The following is a 15,363-nucleotide window of genomic DNA, read 5'->3' as shown; positions in this document are numbered from 1 at the left end:
GTTAATTTGTGTGCTGTGAAGTTAAAATGTCGCACACCGAAAATGGTTTATGTTCACAGTGCCGGTATTTTGGTGTAAATTTGCCTGGTTTGCTAGTTTTGTTTGTTTTTGCCTCTGAGAAGATTGATTTGAGTGATATTATTTTAGTGGACGGTGGTTATAATAATAATAATTATGGGTGGCAGTTTTCGCAGATGGTGGTTATATGAATAATAAAAAAATGCTAGCCTTTACACTTATAGAATTGATAGTGGTTGTTGCTATCATAGGAATTTTAGCAGCTATTGCGATACCTGCCTATCAAAGGTACACTGCGAAGGCGATTTTTGTAAGCGGTTACACTCTCGTTAGTCATTTTACTGATAAGGCACTCCTTAGTCTTGCTGTGGATGGAAGCTGCAGGACCCCTTCCACTACTGGGTATATTGTGCTGGATAGTAGTAGTGTTCTAAGTAAATATATAATTACACCTACTTTATCTACTGATCCTCATTCCCTTGAGGGGTGCATTGTTGTTGGTTTTTTCAAATCTGCAGCTGATGGTGGTTTTGCAAAGTTTGATGGTAAGGCTATTCGTATCCATGCTCTTAAAAATGCAGGAACAAAGGATCCCATACTTAAGTCGTGTGTTACGGACATAGATTCATCGGTTTTTGATGCCGATGATTTGGGTTGTCCATATTACAGTTGGGCTGGTACTTATTTACTTTCATGATGTTCACGTATTATAGTCTCTTATGTTCGTTATGTCTGTTTTCGTGAGCGTTGATTGTGATCAGCTTGCCACTGTCGTTGATATTGTAGATAAACGGAATTAGCCGCAGTTATAACAATCAGAGTGGTGTTGATGTGAAAAATAATAATTTTAAGGCCTTTACCCTTGTTGAGTTGATTGTTGCTGTTGCCATTATAGGAATTTTGGCTGCTATTGCTGTTCCTGCGTATCAAAAGTACACTGCTAAGTCAATTTTTGTTCGTGGATACGCTGAGCTTAGTAGATTTGCTGATGAGGCACTTTTAAATCTTGTTGCAAAGGGTAGTTGCCGTACTTCTGTCACCACAGGATATGTTACGTTGGGTGGAAGTTCTGTTTTAGGTAAATATATAATAACTCCTACTTTGTCTGCTAGTTCGGATTATGCTTTGAAGATCGAGGGCTGCATTCTTGTTGGTTTCTTCAAACCATCAGCCGATGGTGGTTTTGCAAAGTTTGATGGAAAAGCTGTTCGTATCCAGGCTCTTCGTGATGTGTACACGGATGATCCTATAACTAAATCATGCGTTACGGATATAGATCCGTCATTTCTTGATCTTGAGGATTTAGGTTGCCAATACTATAGCTGGGCTGGTACTTATAACCTTTCTTGACCGTGTGGTTGAGTATAGTTGGGATGGTACATTCATTCCTTAATAATTTACGGACGGCAGAGATTTAAATTTTTATGCAAATAATGTTATCAGTATTTGCCGATGATTATTAATCACTGTGGTGATTTTTGCTATGTCAGTTTTTTTGTTGTAACCCACTTCAGTGTCCTGGTTATTTTACTCGTATGGTTTAGTATTAATACCCTGTTAATTAATGCTAAAATTCATAGCGCCGTTAGGATGAATATCCCTAGGGATGACTGCGCGGGTGTAATTTTGTTGGGTGCTTCAAGTTTTATTCTGATGGTAGTTTTGAAAAATTTTGATGTGGATGGTGTTTTTGCTAAATCTCTTACCTAAGGTAGGAGTTGATTTTGATTTGCGAGATCAAGTTTGTGGTTATGCGGATTGGGATGTTGGTTACTTGCTGTAGATTTGACATTTACAGGCATGTTTAGGACTTGGCTGTTACTGAATATTTATATTTTTAGTAGCTTTTGTTTCATATTTTTTAGGAGTAAATGTGAGTTACAACTATAAATATGTTAATAATGGATTTACCTTAATAGAGTTACTAATCGTTGTTGCTATTATTGGTATTCTTGCAGCTGTAGCTATACCGGCGTATCAAAAATATACAGCGAAGTCAATTTTTGTCGGCGGTTATGCTACCCTGAATAACCTAACCCGAGCAGCGCTTGCAAATCTTTCTGAAAACGGTAGTTGCTTTACTCCCGGGACAAATGGTGATGTTGCATTGCCTAATGATAAGATTTTAAGTCGGTACAAAATTGTTAGATCTAGGGGGGATGGGGGAGATTATTCTTCAGGTTGTATTCTTGTTGGGTTCTTCAGATCTGCAGCTGATGGTGGTTTTGCGAAGTTTGATGGCAAGGTTGTTCGTATTCACGCCCTTTATGCGCCGGGATCTTCTCATGCGTCTTTGCAGTGTATTACCGATGTGGATTCGTCAGTTTTTAATTATTCAAGTGACTGTATGTACGCTAGTTGGGCTGGTACTTACCTTGTGTAGATGCGGTATTTGCAGATAGATTTTCCTTATTATTTGGTTGCCGCTATTTTTGGATTTATTTATGTGTTTATTGCCATCTGCATCTGGAAGCATTGTTTTTGAGTCTAGTAGTCTCTTGATTGAAACCTAGAGGTTCTTTCTGTAAGATCCTGTGGTTCTCCTTTCTGTGCAGGCTATCAGTGGATATAATACGGCGAATAGGTAAAAATTTTAGTGAAAGTTCTCGTATAACATTGCAAGTTATCGACTCGATTGCCCCAGATATTGCTAGAGCAGCAGAATTGATGAGTTGCGCTATCATCAATAACCATAAGGTTATTGTTTTTTCTGATCCCTCTTGTGCTGCGTTCTCGGGATACTTTGTTTCTAAGATGTTGGTGGGGTTGGAAGTTAGTCGCCCTGGATTTACAGCTATGGAATTGATTCCTAATTTTTCATCTGTTTTTCCTATAGCACGAGACCACGGGTATGCTTCATTGCTATCCAGGCAGCTGGGTGTATTTGGGCAGCCAGATGATGTATTATTGGTGGTTAATCCAGGTGGTTCTGTTGAATCATTCCCCGATCTGCTGGCGATGGCTAGAGAACGAGAGGTGTCTGTCGTAGCAATAACGGCGAATAATATTTTGTCTCCTTTTTTGCAGGCATCTGATGTTTGTATTGATATACCTTCCGAGTCTAGTATTCGTGCTGAAGAAGTTCACCTGATAATTTTGAATTGCATTTGTGACGCATTGGATTGCCTGTTGCTCGGATTGGAGGATGTGTGAAAAATAATTTCTTCCGTTTGTGGGCTTGTATTTTGTCGCTGGTATTTGCTATTTCTCTTGCTCCCCTTATGGAGGGCTGTGGTCTAGCTGCAGTTAGGGGGGTTCACTCTGCTACTACAGCAGATCGTCGCGTTGCTAGTGCTGTTGTGTTGGATCGTTTGATTCAACTAAATTCTAAGTCAATTGCTAATAGTATTTTGCATTCTCGTGGGCACGTAGAGGTTACAGTTTACAATGGCCTGGTACTATTGACGGGGCAAATTCCGTCTCATGAAGATAAAATTCGGGTTGAGCGTGCTTTGTCGCGTGGTAAAAACGTACGCAGGATGGTTTCTGGATTGATTGTTGCTCCTGAAACTACGATAATGCAGCGTGCTGACGACTCTGCTCTTACTTCCGTGGTTAAGGCTGATATTTGCCAACTACAAAAACGATTTTCTTCAATAATTAGTGTTGTTACTGAAAATGGAGTCGTTTATCTTATTGGTATTGTGACTAAGGAAGAGGCGAAAATGGTTTATTCACGTGTTCGTGGTATTCCTGGTGTTAAAAATGTGGTAGAGGTTTTTCAAATAGTTTCTCAAGATATTGCTGATTTGCTCGATAGGAATTATTCAGAAAATTTTAGTAAAAATGAGGATGTACCAGTAGATTGATTGTTATGGATGAGTTTAGAGTTCTTTCTTTATCTTCTTCTTTTTCTCCTTCCTCTTTGTATCTTTCATGTGGTAACGGTAAACGTTTCTATAGATCGACTACCGATCATCCATCATCTGGATTACTTAGAATTATGGAAGAGTCGCGTAAGTTTATGTGCCACTGCACTTTGGATTGTGTAGCTATAGATGTTGGACCAGGAGGATTTACTTCGACGCGCTTGGCGTTTTCTCTGGCTGTTGGTGTTGCCTCTTCGTTTAATGTTCCAGTTATTCCGGTTCTTTCTATGGAAGCCTTAGCAGTTAAAGCGCTTGATGAGAAAAAATCCTCGTCTGTTCTTATTTCTCTTCTTCTCAAGCCTGATTTGGTTTTAGTTTCATCGTATGAGGTCGATTTTTCTAGCATAAAAGAAATTTTGTCCAAGAGAATAATGAGTAAGGATGGGTTCCGCCTTTGGTTCGAAGAAAATTATTCTCCAGGGAGCCTGCTTTATGGATCTGGGTTTTTATTAATTTGTGATGATTACGATGATATTTGCTTTCATACAGAAAATCATACAGCATTAGATATTTACTCAGTGGCTAAGATTAGGTTTTATAATTCTGCTTCAGAAAATTGCTATCGTGCAAGAGAAATTTGTGTAGATTATGCCACTTTGCCGTCAGCACTGACATTAGAGGAGCAGATTAATTTTATGCAAAGGAAATCATGAATAGAAGGGAACGTTTGTACTATATGGGGATAAATTACATATGGAAATCTCGAAAAAGGCATTTTGAACCCGATGTAACTGAGGATGTTGATAGTATTGTTGATTTTGATTCACCTCCATATGACATTAAAAATTTTGATTTTGAAGTAGATGAACGTAAGCAATGGTCTGATTTGTCTAAAGATGTTTCCCGGTGCAAAAAATGCCGACTATGTGAGAAGCGTAAACAAGCTGTATTGGGGGTAGGTGATGTGAAGGCTACCTGGATGTTCGTTGGGGAAGCCCCGGGAGAGCATGAAGACAATATAGGCGAACCATTTGTAGGTCAGGCGGGACAACTTTTGGATTGTATTCTTTTTTCTCTAGGGTTGTCACGTGACGAAGGTGTGTACATAGCCAATGCTATAAAGTGTCGCCCACCTGAAAATAGAACCCCTGTTTTAGCAGAGATCAATACTTGTTTGCCTTATTTACAAAAGCAAATTTCTCTTATAAATCCTAAAATAATTGTTGCTTTAGGTAGACCAGCAACACAAGCCCTTCTTGGTCATGTTGATACCAAGCTAGGTAGTATGAGGGGAAATACTTATTTTTATCAAGGGATCCCATTGATTGTAACGTATCACCCAGCTTATTTGCTTCGTAGCCCGCTTGAAAAGCGCAAAGTATGGGAGGATATGATTTTTGCTAAAAAAGTTATTTCATCACTTTAGTAACGGCAATCTATCCTGTTGAAATATGGGATTTACATTCTTTGATGTTGATGAAAATAGTTTCATTTTTTTAGAAAAATAAGTTTCTTGCTTTGACATAGAACCAAGGTTTATCTACAATGCAGTCTCTTTTGGATAGGCACGTAGCTCAGCTGGTTAGAGTACCACCTTGACATGGTGGGGGTCGTTGGTTCGAGTCCAATCGTGCCTACCACGCGTTTCTGTTTACTGGGTATTACACCAAAGCATGGTTCATATTACTTTTCCTGATGGCAGTGTCCGTGGATATGAAGAAGCGGTGACTGCCTTTTCTGTAGCTTCTGATATCAGTCCTAGATTGGCTAAGTGCTCTGTTGCTGCCTTTGTTAATGGTCTGCTGGTAGATATTAACCATCTTATACGAGAAGATGCTCAATTACGTATTGTTAGGGATTGTGATCCAGAAGCTCTAGATGTAATTAGGCACTCTTGTGCTCATTTGTTAGCGCATGCAGTCAAGGAGATTTTTCCTGAAGCTCAGGTTGCTATAGGTCCTATTGTTGAAAATGGGTTTTACTATGATTTTTCATTGCCGCGTCCTTTGAGTGACGATGATTTACCGGTAATTGAGAATAGAATGCGAGAAATTGCTGCTAGGAAATTAGACATAGAGCGTTTTGTCTTGTCCCGGCAGGAAGCCATAGATTTTTTTGTTCATTTAGGTGAAAAGTATAAGGTGGAGCTAATTTCTTCCATCCCAGAGGGGGAAGACTTGTCTCTCTATAGGCAAGGTGAATTTGTTGATCTCTGCCGAGGTCCACATGTTCCTAATACCAGTTTTCTTAAAGTTTTTCGATTAATGAGGGTTGCTGGTGCTTATTGGCGAGGGGACCCTAAAAATGAGATGTTGCAGCGTGTATATGGTACTGCGTTTTTTAAGTCTCAGGAGCTCGATCGTCACTTGAGCTTAATTGAGGAAGCAGAGAAGAGAGATCATAGGCGCATCGGTAAGAGGCTTAATTTTTTTCATTGGCAAGACGAAGCTCCAGGTATGGTTTTTTGGCATCCCCGTGGCTGGATCGTTTGGCAAATAATTGAGAGTTACTTGCGCAATGTTTTGTCTAATAATGGTTACCAGGAAGTTAAAACTCCGCAGTTAATGAGTAGGTCATTGTGGGTACGTTCCGGTCATTGGGACAATTACTCGGAGCACATGTTTGTTACCGAATCAGAAAAACATGATTACGCTATAAAGCCTATGAATTGTCCCGGTCACGTTCAGATTTTTAATACTGTTCTGCGTTCTTACCGTGACTTACCATTGCGGCTATCTGAATTTGGTTCGTGTCACCGTAATGAACCATCAGGTGCTTTGCATGGCCTGATGAGAGTTCGCGCATTTGTGCAGGATGATGCACATATTTTTTGCACAGAAGATCAAATTATTGGCGAAGTTGTTGCTTTTAATCGTTTGCTTTTGGGTGTTTACCTAGATTTTGGATTTAATGATGTTGTTGTCAAATTATCTTTGAGGCCAGAAAAAAGGATCGGTAGTGACTCTATTTGGGATCATGCAGAGAATTCTTTAAGAGATGCTCTTAGGCTTGGTTCTCTTTCTTGGGAAGAATTGCCTGGTGAAGGTGCGTTTTATGGTCCTAAAATAGAGTTTCACATCAAGGATGCTATCGGCAGGTCGTGGCAGTGTGGAACTCTTCAGCTCGATTTTTCTTTGCCTGGTAGATTAGGTGCTGAGTATGTTTCAGAAGGAAATCAAAGAGTTTGTCCTGTTATGATACACCGGGCTATATTGGGATCAATAGAGAGGTTTATTGGTATCATAATTGAGCATTACTCAGGGGCGCTTCCGCTTTGGCTTTCTCCTGTTCAGGTTTGTGTATTAACTGTTACACATAAATGTGATGACTATGCCAATGAAGTTGCTACGTTGATAGATAAAGACGGCTTTAGGGTTGAAAAGGATTTGCGCAATGAAACTATTGGTTATAAAATTCGCGAACATGCTATGCTGAAGGTACCGTACCTGGTGATCGTAGGTGATAGAGAGCAGTTGGAAGGTTTGGTGTCCGTTAGGTCGCGTTTGGGTGAAGATTTAGGCCGCATGAGCGTGAATGGTCTGCTTGAGCGCATTAAGAGCGATGTTGTTAGTCGCCGCTGATTAATAAAGTTAAAATTTTGGAGGGGGGGTGTTCCATCATACAGGGTAAACGGGTGCGTATTAATCGTGAAATAACTTCGGATCCGGTGCGTGTTATCGGTGTCGATAATGGTCAGTTAGGTGTGATGACCTTGTCTGAGGCTTTGGGTGCTGCTGAGGATGAGGGTGTTGATTTGGTAGAAATTGTTCCTCAAGCAACTCCTCCAGTTTGTAGGTTGGTTGATTATGGTAAGCTTAAGTACCAGGAAGCAAAGAAGGCACATGAGGCTAAAGTTAAGCAGAAGGTTGTTCAGATAAAGGAAGTTAAGTTTCGTCCGGTAACTGACGAAGCTGATTATCAGGTCAAGCTTAGAAGCATATCCCGATTCCTTGCTGATGGAGATAAGGTTAAGGTTACCGTGAGATTTAGGGGGCGTGAGATGGCAAGACAAGACAGAGGATTGCACTTAGTTGGTCGCATTAAGCAGGATTTGGGTGATTTGGTGATTGTGGAGCAGACACCTAAGGTTGATGGTAGGCAGATGGTCATGGTTTTGGCCCCTGTTCGTAAGAAGTAATGTTGTTACTGGAGTAGGTAATATGCCTAAGATGAAGACTAATCGTGGGGCGGCAAAGAGGTTTTCTGTCCTCCCGAGTGGTAAGATAAAGCGGTCTCAAGCCTTTAAGAGGCATATATTGACCAAAAAGACAACTAAGATTAAGCGGTCGCTTCGTTCAATAAGTTACGTCTGTAGATCAGATGTGGGTGCTGTACGTGCGATGTTGCCTTATTCGTAACAAAAACTTAGGGAATTGTTATGCCTAGAGTCAAGAGAGGTGTTGTTTCTCGTTGTCGTCACAAAAAAGTTCTGAAGCTGGCTAAGGGCTTCCGTGGTCGGCGCAAAAGTGTATATCGAGTAGCTAAAGAAGCAGTTATGAAGGCAGCTCAGTATGCCTATCGTGATAGAAGACAGCGTAAGCGTCAGTTCAGGTCGTTATGGATTATTCGTATCAATGCTGCTGTTCGCGAGCTCGGCCTTGGGTACAGTGTGTTCATGAATGATCTGAAGAAGTCTGGAGTGGAGATTGATCGTAAAGTTTTGGCAGATATGGCTTTCAACGATAAATCTTCTTTTGCTGCTCTTGTCGAGCGAGTAAGGACTTTGGCTGCTGCTTAGGTTATAGTTTTCTCCTTCTCCACTCTTATGTACAAGTAGGTTATTTATGCACGAAGATCTCTCATTGCTGGAGGAGAGAGCTCTTTCTGAAATTGAAGCAGCTGATACAGTGGCTGCTCTTGACAGAGTAAAGGCAGTTTATATCGGCAAAGGTGGGTTGGTTACTGGTCCTCTTGGTTCGATAAAGGATCTACCTCCCTCAGAGCGTAGGGATGTGGCTCGTTCCTTGAATGTTCTCCGTACCAAGCTTGAGGATGCGGTTCGCCAGCGTCGTAGTTTTATCGATGATGAGTTAGTTAAAAAGCAGCTCTTATCTGATTCCGTTGATTGTACTCTCCCAGCTCGAGGTCACTGCGAGGGTGGATACCATCCTCTTTCTCTGGTTATGCGCCGCCTTCGTTCTTTTTGGCACTCCGCTGGGTTTTCCCAGGTTTATGGGCCAGAGGTGGAGGACGATTGGCACAATTTCACGGCTCTTAATACTCCTGATACCCATCCCGCCCGTTCTATGCAAGATACTTTCTATCTACATGACGGGCTTTTGCTGAGAACCCATACTTCTCCTATTCAAATTAGGCATCTTTCCGTTAATACTCCTCCAGTTAGGGTTATTGGTATGGGTCGCGTGTACCGTGTTGATCATGATACTACCCACTCTCCTATGTTCCATCAAATAGAAGGTATTTGTGTTGATGAAAGCACTAATTTTTCTCAACTCAAGTGTTTACTGAAGCTTTTTGTTTGCCAATTTTTTGATGATAAGTCCATAAAAGTACGTTTTAGACCGTCTTTTTTTCCTTTTACAGAACCGTCAGCAGAGATAGATGTTTTTTTCCAGACTCCACAGATGACAGAACCCAAGTGGTTGGAGATTGGTGGTTGTGGGCTTATTAATACCAATGTTCTTTCAATGTGTAATATCGATTGTGACAAATACCGTGGATTTGCTTTTGGTTTGGGGATAGAGCGTCTTGCTATGCTTTTTTATGGTATTGCTGATTTGCGTGTCTTCTATCAAAATGATCTTCGTTTTCTTTCTCAGTTTAATTGTCGTGGGTTCGAATGAAGTTTTCTTATTCTTGGTTAAAAGAGTTCTTGCCAAAGCTAGATATTGTCCCTGAAGAATTATCTGATCGTCTTACGATGGCTGGTTTTGAGGACGAATCAGTCTGTGTTTGTTCTTCACTTGGAGATAAAGTCGTAGTCGGTTACGTTTTAGAATGCTTACCCCATCCAAATTCTGATCGTCTTAAGCTTTGTCAGGTTGATGTGGGTGCTAAATTACCAGTTTCCATTATTTGTGGTGCTGCTAATGTTCAATCTGGGATGATGGTGGTTTGTGCGCTTGTAGGAGCCGTGCTTCCTAATGGAATGATGATAGAGAAGCGAGAAATAAGGGGGGTTGTATCAAGTGGTATGTTGTGTTCGGCTGATGAAATTGGGTTGCCATATTCATCATCTGGTATTTTGGACTTGTCATTAGATCATAGTTTTATTGGAAATAATTTTGATGTTATTTGCCCACCAGATGTTTGGTTTGATGTTTCAGTTTTATCTAATCGTCCCGATTGTTTGAGTGTTTGGGGAATTTCTAGAGAGATAGGTGCGTGGTCGAGAAATTTCGATGTTTGGGTTCCATCTGATTACAGGGATTGGGATCAGGCTCCTGATGTGTCTCGTTGTAGGTTAAGTATTGATTCAGCAGATGATTGTCCGGTTTATTACGGCGCAGCTATAGAAGGTATAAATCTAGATAATCCACTCCCATTCTTTATTACTCATAGAATTTTGGCAAGTGGGTTGAAATCGGTAAATTCTTTAGTGGATATTCTTAATTATGCACTTTTGACGTGGGGACAGCCTTTTCATGCTTTTGATGCAGATAAATTATTTGGCAATAAAATATTTATTCGCAGAGCATCTTCACTTGAGACCATTACCACAATTGCTCTTAATGAACAAAAATTAGATGATCGTTTTGTTGTTGTTGCCGACAGCAACAAACCTCAAGCAATTGCTGGGTTAATTGGTGGCGCAGAGTCTGCTATTTCTGCTCAAACTAAATCTGTGTTTATAGAGGCAGCATGTTTTAATCCCAGTGTATGTGCAGTACAGGCTCGTTTGTCTAATGTTATAACTGACTCTGGATTTCGTTTTGAACGTGGGGTAGATCCACGATCTACCTTAACAATACTTAAGCATGTTCTTCATCTTGTAAAAAAGATATGCGGTGGAACATTGAAAGAAAAAGTATGTCATCATATTTTAGATGCATCAAGTGAATCACTTTTAGTTGTAGATGATGATAAAATTAATTCTCTTATTGGAGTTTCTTTGGATAAAGAAACTATCTCGGATTTGTTGTTTCGTGCTGGGTTGCCCAATCATAAACAACGAACAGGACAGTTGGTAGTTTCCGTTCCTAGCTGGCGTTTTGATATTTCGTCACAAGAGGATTTGGTTGAGGAAGTTGCTCGTATCTACGGCTATGAGAATATACCTAATCAATACCCATCATTTGTGCATGATAATTTTTTTACCGATAGGCAGTCATTGGATAAAATTAAATCTTCCCTAGTTTCATCTGGATACCAGGAGGTTTTTACATATGCTTTTTCTGACCCTAAAAAACAACGTTGGGATTTAAAAAAGAATTTTGTTAGCATATCCAACCCAATGAGTAAGAGTATGAGTGTTATGCGCTCCGAGCTTTTACCTGGTCTTATAGATGTTTTGGAGCACAATGCTCGTCATGGAGTTACACATTTAAAAATATTTGAATCGGCAGTTTGTTTCTATCGTGAAGATGACGTGCGGGAGATAAACAAGGTTGCTGGTCTTTGTTATGGATCTTTCTTGCCAGAGCAGTGGGGTCATGATTCTTATCGAGAGGTGGATTTATTTGATGTTAAAGGTGATATAGAAAGAGCTGTTTCTGCTTCTTTTGCTTATTATAAAGAAGACAATGATTTTTTTCATCCCGCTGCTGTTAGTTCTTTAGTACAGAATGGAAAAGCAATTGGAATAGTTGGTGTTTTACATCCTCGCTTTAAAAAAACTCTCAATTTGTTATACTTACCTGTGTTGTTTGAGTTTTATCATGACAATTTCTGTATGGCAGATCGTTTGACCTACCAAGAATTTTCTGTTAACCCAAAAGTTGTAAGGGATATTTGCTTTTGGGTTCCTGCTGATTTGCCTTTCCAGGATATTTTTGATCAATTGTCTATGACGCCAGTGCCCGATGATATAGTTTTGTCGATTAGGTTATTTGATGTTTATTTTGACCAAAAGTGTAATAAACGTCGTAGTTTGGCTTTTAGATTGGAAATGCGATCAAAGACAAGGACACTTCTTGATAGGGACGTCAGCGAAATTGTTGCATCTATGATTTGTCTGGCGGAAAGTTTGCCTTCTGTTGTTTTGAGAGAAGAGAGAGATTTATGACAGTAACGAAAGCCTATCTAGTTTCTTTGATGTTGCAGCGATTTAATATCAGCAGGCATGATGCTCTAGAGTTTGTTAACATATTCTTTGATGAGATTCGTCTTAGCCTAGTTAGAGGTGAGGAAGTTCGTCTATTTGGATTCGGTAACTTCCAACTCCGAGATAAGCCGCAGCGTCCTGGTAGGAACCCAAAAACAGGAAAAGAAGTTCCTATATCTGCTAGGCGTGTTGTAACGTTTCATCCTAGTAATAAATTGAAGGGTCTTATTAGTCACTGTGGCTGATATGGTTGAGTTTAGGGTCGGGGTGTGGCGCAGCCTGGTAGCGCACCTGCATGGGGTGCAGGGGGTCGGAGGTTCAAATCCTCTCATCCCGACCATGAATGATTACGGGCGTTGTTTTTTTACTGGTCGATGCTGAAGTGTTTTATGGCACTTTCGATGTCTGTTGGTATCTTTGAGTAATAAGAAACTTGGCATTTTCTCTCAGGACAGATAAATTTTATTGATTTTGCATGGAGGCACTGGCGTTTTACTGGACTGATAAGAAAAAGATTGCCGGGAGAATATTTTTCGTCACCGATGATGGGTAAATTGCAGCTGCTTAGGTGGACCCTTATTTGGTGTGTTCTTCCAGTCTCCAAGATACACTCGACTAAGCTTACTTTACGACAAGGGCTTATTTTGTGGGGTATGCATATTGTTTTGGCGTAGCGACCGCTGTCTTTGTTGCAAATAGCCATCTTAGTTCTGTTGAAGCAGTCTCGACCTACGTTTTTTTCAATTGTGAAGTGGCTTACTGTTTCCCCCCAAACTAATGCCCAATATCTCTTTTCAATCTTTCTTTCCATCATTTGTTTAAACAAGTGCTGGTAAGCATGCTGGTTTTTGGCAACAATTAGAAGTCCACTAGTGTTCTTGTCTAATCTGTGCAGTAACCCCGCCCGTGGTAATTCTCTCAACTCAGGATAACGGAATAGTAAGCCGTTAATAAGTGTTCCGTCCACACATCCAGATCCAGGATGAACAGTAATGCCACTCTGTTTGTCTACTACAAGGTAGCTATCAGATTCATGTACAATATTGAGGTCTATGTTTTGGGGAATAATGACCGATGATGGAGAAGGTGGAAGGGAGTAAATATAAATAACATCGTTAGCGTTTACCCTGTAGTCTGGATTTGCACACTTAGAGTTAACGTAGACATCTCCTGTATTAATACACGCTTTCCATTGTGATCTTGAAAAAGAGTCGATGTGTATTGCCAAAAATTTGTCAATACGACACCCATGATCTTCAGAACTGACAATAACTGAACGAATGTTATCCATGTGTGAGCTCTAAAAATGTAACTTAACCGACCCAATTCTATCATATAAGATAGGTGTTATATTTCAATATGGTAATAACGGTTTTACCTAAGATCCCAGATATTTTTTTGGTAATATATAATTTTTGAATCGCTATACGTACTCTAAGTTCATTTCGAATATATTAATAATTGCCTTCTTGAACGATTCGTCTTTTCTGTATTTGTAACCAAGTACTATGTTAAATACTACATCCATCTTTAAAAGCAAGTTGTGATTTAACTTCCTCTCTAGAGTTCCTATAGTGTTTTCATTATTGCTTTTATCTATTTCTACATCAATAATGTTTGCTTCCATATGGTAGTTACTTGAAGTTATCATGTTTAGTAGTATGAATATATCATTCTTGTATTTATTATAACTAAGGGAAACGAAGGCCTTGGCGTAGCACGAAATATAATTCATGTCATCTTCAGTGAATAAAGTATCGAGAATTCTTTGACTCATTTCTAATTCGTTTTCTTTATCTGTACTATGCAGTAAAAATTTATTTTTATCAAATTTATCCACATACTTTTTTCGGCATTTTTTTAGAAATTTTTCTGATTCCTCAAATCCTTTTCTAAGTATAAATCTAGTAAGTGCGACAATCTCATCCAAAACATTTTTATCGCAGTCAGGAAACAACTTTCTCACACGTGATTCTACAATAGACAAATTTTTAGAAATAATAGGACAAGGGGTAGCTTTTGAAAAGCAAGTAAATCTTTTAATATTGCTATCTATTATGAATTCAGTTATTCCTCTTGATAGAAGTTTATTCTTTCTCTTTGTTCTGCTGTAAAAATCTGTTTCTGACAAATTATAACTTGATAGCATACTTTCAGATGCATTTTCACAAGATACAGAAGTGTACAACGATGAAAACGATGATGCCAATGGCATGTCTATATTTGATTTAGGAGAAAGAGGAGAAGATTCTTTGTCTCTAGATGTCTTCTTAAATGGAGAAGACATCGACTTTATAAATTTCATAGGTTTTATAATTTGAGTAAGTTTTGTATCAAAATCAATTGTATGTGTATTGGATGTGGTATTTTTTTCGTTTTCCTGAATTATTTTTATAAAATCTGATTCACAATAATTTTGATCGCCCTCTATAATTATTTTCGAAGATCTATTTTTGTTAGGTATTTCAATAGGAGAGCTGCTTTTGAGCAACAGGTGACAATTAATGTCCAACGTGTAACTGCTAGATTCTTGATTATTAGATTTTTCGCTACTTTTTGAAGAAAAATTTGTGTCTGGTTGATCTAACTCAAGTGAGTCAGGGTAGATGCTTTCTATTTCTGAAATATATTGCGTTAGATCGTTGAAATGATAGTTTTTACTAATGCAATCGCTATCGTAAAAATCTTTGTAAGTATCAGCAACCGAGGTAGCACCGATATCCAAGTCGGCCATTAGCTGGTACACATCATCTTCACTATCGGTATCTTGGTGATCAGATTCTTCTAAAGCAGGATGCCGGCCTCCACCTTCTGAAATACAATACCTCAGATCATTGAGAGGGTGATTTTTCGTGTCACAGAAATACCCATCATCGCAAAAAATCTTTGAAGCAGCACCCAAGGTGGTCCGGACTTCATGACCCCTCATGCATTGGTATACATTGTCTTCACTGCTTACGCTTGCTTCACTACTTGTACTTGTCATAGATGACGACAGAATACAGGAATTTTCTGTTTCTGAAAACGTATTCTCACCTACGGAAGGTAGTTTTTTATAAGTAAAAGAAGTTTGTGATGCCCCTTCATAATGGTGAAAATGAACTATGTCTTCATAAATGTTATCTCCGCTATTATTTGCAGCAGAGGACGTTGTAGCCTCGGAATCGTACAGTGAGCCTAAAGATAAATTTCCGGTAATCTTAAATGAATCGTTATATGCCATATCTCAACTCGCGTAGCATTTAATTATAGTAGTTGTTTAGAAAGTATTAGTTTGATCTTTCTATACTTTGGGAGGCATAAAATACATTA

The 15,363-nt window shown here is 39.3% G+C and carries 18 protein-coding genes and 2 tRNA genes; 18 read left to right on the top strand and 2 right to left on the bottom strand.

From position 1 onward, the window contains the following. Positions 1-26: 26 nt before the first annotated feature. From Arg41_RS07950 to Arg41_RS05655, 18 genes are all read left to right on the top strand, one after another. Positions 27-209, top strand: a complete 183-nt coding sequence (locus Arg41_RS07950) for a hypothetical protein (protein ID WP_092343444.1) — start codon at positions 27-29, stop codon at positions 207-209. Beyond that, positions 206-715: a prepilin-type N-terminal cleavage/methylation domain-containing protein gene (locus Arg41_RS08455; protein ID WP_278183674.1), complete on the top strand. Its 510-nt coding sequence runs from the start codon at positions 206-208 to the stop codon at positions 713-715. Before Arg41_RS07950 ends, Arg41_RS08455 begins: the two co-directional genes overlap by 4 nt. A 134-nt stretch (positions 716-849) precedes the next feature. Then, positions 850-1,368 (top strand): prepilin-type N-terminal cleavage/methylation domain-containing protein, encoded by a 519-nt coding sequence (locus tag Arg41_RS08450; RefSeq protein WP_092343445.1) that lies wholly within the window; start codon positions 850-852, stop codon positions 1,366-1,368. A gap of 102 nt (positions 1,369-1,470) precedes the next feature. Beyond that, positions 1,471-1,728, top strand: coding sequence for a hypothetical protein (locus tag Arg41_RS05725; RefSeq protein ID WP_092343446.1), 258 nt, complete (start codon positions 1,471-1,473; stop codon positions 1,726-1,728). A gap of 163 nt (positions 1,729-1,891) precedes the next feature. After that, positions 1,892-2,401 (top strand): pilin, encoded by a 510-nt coding sequence (locus Arg41_RS08445; protein WP_278183673.1) that lies wholly within the window; start codon positions 1,892-1,894, stop codon positions 2,399-2,401. Positions 2,402-2,580: 179 nt separating this feature from the next. After that, positions 2,581-3,171 (top strand): SIS domain-containing protein, encoded by a 591-nt coding sequence (locus Arg41_RS05715; RefSeq protein ID WP_157722293.1) that lies wholly within the window; start codon positions 2,581-2,583, stop codon positions 3,169-3,171. Then, the gene (locus tag Arg41_RS05710; protein WP_092343448.1) at positions 3,168-3,827 is read left to right on the top strand and encodes a BON domain-containing protein; all 660 of its coding nucleotides are present in this window, start codon (positions 3,168-3,170) and stop codon (positions 3,825-3,827) included. The genes Arg41_RS05715 and Arg41_RS05710 overlap by 4 nt, the downstream gene beginning before the upstream one ends. 5 nt (positions 3,828-3,832) lie before the next feature. Then, a complete protein-coding gene (locus tag Arg41_RS05705; RefSeq protein WP_139057359.1) occupies positions 3,833-4,540 on the top strand; it encodes a hypothetical protein in 708 nt (235 codons plus the stop codon). Then, positions 4,537-5,253 carry a uracil-DNA glycosylase gene (locus Arg41_RS05700; protein WP_092343450.1) on the top strand — a complete coding sequence of 239 codons (717 nt, stop codon included), beginning with the start codon at positions 4,537-4,539 and terminating at the stop codon, positions 5,251-5,253. The genes Arg41_RS05705 and Arg41_RS05700 overlap by 4 nt, the downstream gene beginning before the upstream one ends. A 137-nt stretch (positions 5,254-5,390) precedes the next feature. Then, a tRNA-Val gene (locus tag Arg41_RS05695) sits at positions 5,391-5,467 on the top strand. 33 nt (positions 5,468-5,500) lie between these two features. Then, positions 5,501-7,408, top strand: a complete 1,908-nt coding sequence (thrS, locus tag Arg41_RS05690; RefSeq protein WP_092343451.1) for a threonine--tRNA ligase — start codon at positions 5,501-5,503, stop codon at positions 7,406-7,408. Positions 7,409-7,461: 53 nt separating this feature from the next. Next, positions 7,462-7,965 carry a translation initiation factor IF-3 gene (infC, locus tag Arg41_RS05685; RefSeq protein WP_242641410.1) on the top strand — a complete coding sequence of 168 codons (504 nt, stop codon included), beginning with the start codon at positions 7,462-7,464 and terminating at the stop codon, positions 7,963-7,965. A 22-nt stretch (positions 7,966-7,987) separates the two neighbouring features. Further along, entirely contained in the window at positions 7,988-8,185 is a 198-nt protein-coding gene (gene rpmI / locus Arg41_RS05680) for a 50S ribosomal protein L35 (protein WP_092343452.1), read from the top strand. A 20-nt stretch (positions 8,186-8,205) separates the two neighbouring features. After that, the gene (gene rplT, locus Arg41_RS05675) at positions 8,206-8,565 is read left to right on the top strand and encodes a 50S ribosomal protein L20 (protein ID WP_092343453.1); all 360 of its coding nucleotides are present in this window, start codon (positions 8,206-8,208) and stop codon (positions 8,563-8,565) included. A 46-nt stretch (positions 8,566-8,611) separates the two neighbouring features. Continuing rightward, a complete protein-coding gene (gene pheS, locus Arg41_RS05670) occupies positions 8,612-9,631 on the top strand; it encodes a phenylalanine--tRNA ligase subunit alpha (RefSeq protein WP_092343454.1) in 1,020 nt (339 codons plus the stop codon). Further along, positions 9,628-12,012, top strand: a complete 2,385-nt coding sequence (pheT, locus tag Arg41_RS05665; protein WP_092343455.1) for a phenylalanine--tRNA ligase subunit beta — start codon at positions 9,628-9,630, stop codon at positions 12,010-12,012. Before pheS ends, pheT begins: the two co-directional genes overlap by 4 nt. Next, positions 12,009-12,296 carry an integration host factor subunit alpha gene (locus Arg41_RS05660; protein WP_092343456.1) on the top strand — a complete coding sequence of 96 codons (288 nt, stop codon included), beginning with the start codon at positions 12,009-12,011 and terminating at the stop codon, positions 12,294-12,296. The genes pheT and Arg41_RS05660 overlap by 4 nt, the downstream gene beginning before the upstream one ends. 18 nt (positions 12,297-12,314) lie before the next feature. Further along, a tRNA-Pro gene (locus Arg41_RS05655) sits at positions 12,315-12,391 on the top strand. A 24-nt stretch (positions 12,392-12,415) separates the two neighbouring features. On the opposite strand, the gene Arg41_RS05650 is transcribed toward Arg41_RS05655, so the two are convergent. Continuing rightward, a complete protein-coding gene (locus tag Arg41_RS05650; protein ID WP_092343457.1) occupies positions 12,416-13,342 on the bottom strand; it encodes an RluA family pseudouridine synthase in 927 nt (308 codons plus the stop codon). Between the two features lie 132 nt (positions 13,343-13,474). Then, positions 13,475-15,274 (bottom strand): hypothetical protein, encoded by a 1,800-nt coding sequence (locus Arg41_RS05645; protein WP_092490577.1) that lies wholly within the window; start codon positions 15,272-15,274, stop codon positions 13,475-13,477. Positions 15,275-15,363: the final 89 nt, after the last annotated feature.

Source organism: Candidatus Ichthyocystis hellenicum (genome assembly GCF_001460935.1).
GTDB classification, from domain to species: domain Bacteria; phylum Pseudomonadota; class Gammaproteobacteria; order Burkholderiales; family 2013Ark19i; genus Ichthyocystis; species Ichthyocystis hellenicum.
This window is presented reverse-complemented; position numbering and strand designations above follow the sequence as displayed.

What these genes read in the sequence shown, in the direction of transcription:
- rplT (WP_092343453.1), top strand. Translation starts at nt 8,206, where the DNA reads ATGCCTAGAGTCAAGAGAGGTGTTGTTTCTCGTTGTCGTCACAAAAAA.
- Arg41_RS05705 (WP_139057359.1), top strand. Translation starts at nt 3,833, where the DNA reads ATGGATGAGTTTAGAGTTCTTTCTTTATCTTCTTCTTTTTCTCCTTCC.
- Arg41_RS05660 (WP_092343456.1), top strand. Translation starts at nt 12,009, where the DNA reads ATGACAGTAACGAAAGCCTATCTAGTTTCTTTGATGTTGCAGCGATTT.
- pheS (WP_092343454.1), top strand. Translation starts at nt 8,612, where the DNA reads ATGCACGAAGATCTCTCATTGCTGGAGGAGAGAGCTCTTTCTGAAATT.
- rpmI (WP_092343452.1), top strand. Translation starts at nt 7,988, where the DNA reads ATGCCTAAGATGAAGACTAATCGTGGGGCGGCAAAGAGGTTTTCTGTC.
- Arg41_RS05700 (WP_092343450.1), top strand. Translation starts at nt 4,537, where the DNA reads ATGAATAGAAGGGAACGTTTGTACTATATGGGGATAAATTACATATGG.
- Arg41_RS08455 (WP_278183674.1), top strand. Translation starts at nt 206, where the DNA reads ATGAATAATAAAAAAATGCTAGCCTTTACACTTATAGAATTGATAGTG.
- thrS (WP_092343451.1), top strand. Translation starts at nt 5,501, where the DNA reads ATGGTTCATATTACTTTTCCTGATGGCAGTGTCCGTGGATATGAAGAA.
- Arg41_RS07950 (WP_092343444.1), top strand. Translation starts at nt 27, where the DNA reads ATGTCGCACACCGAAAATGGTTTATGTTCACAGTGCCGGTATTTTGGT.
- Arg41_RS05650 (WP_092343457.1), bottom strand. Translation starts at nt 13,342, where the DNA reads ATGGATAACATTCGTTCAGTTATTGTCAGTTCTGAAGATCATGGGTGT.
- pheT (WP_092343455.1), top strand. Translation starts at nt 9,628, where the DNA reads ATGAAGTTTTCTTATTCTTGGTTAAAAGAGTTCTTGCCAAAGCTAGAT.
- Arg41_RS05725 (WP_092343446.1), top strand. Translation starts at nt 1,471, where the DNA reads ATGATTATTAATCACTGTGGTGATTTTTGCTATGTCAGTTTTTTTGTT.
- Arg41_RS05645 (WP_092490577.1), bottom strand. Translation starts at nt 15,274, where the DNA reads ATGGCATATAACGATTCATTTAAGATTACCGGAAATTTATCTTTAGGC.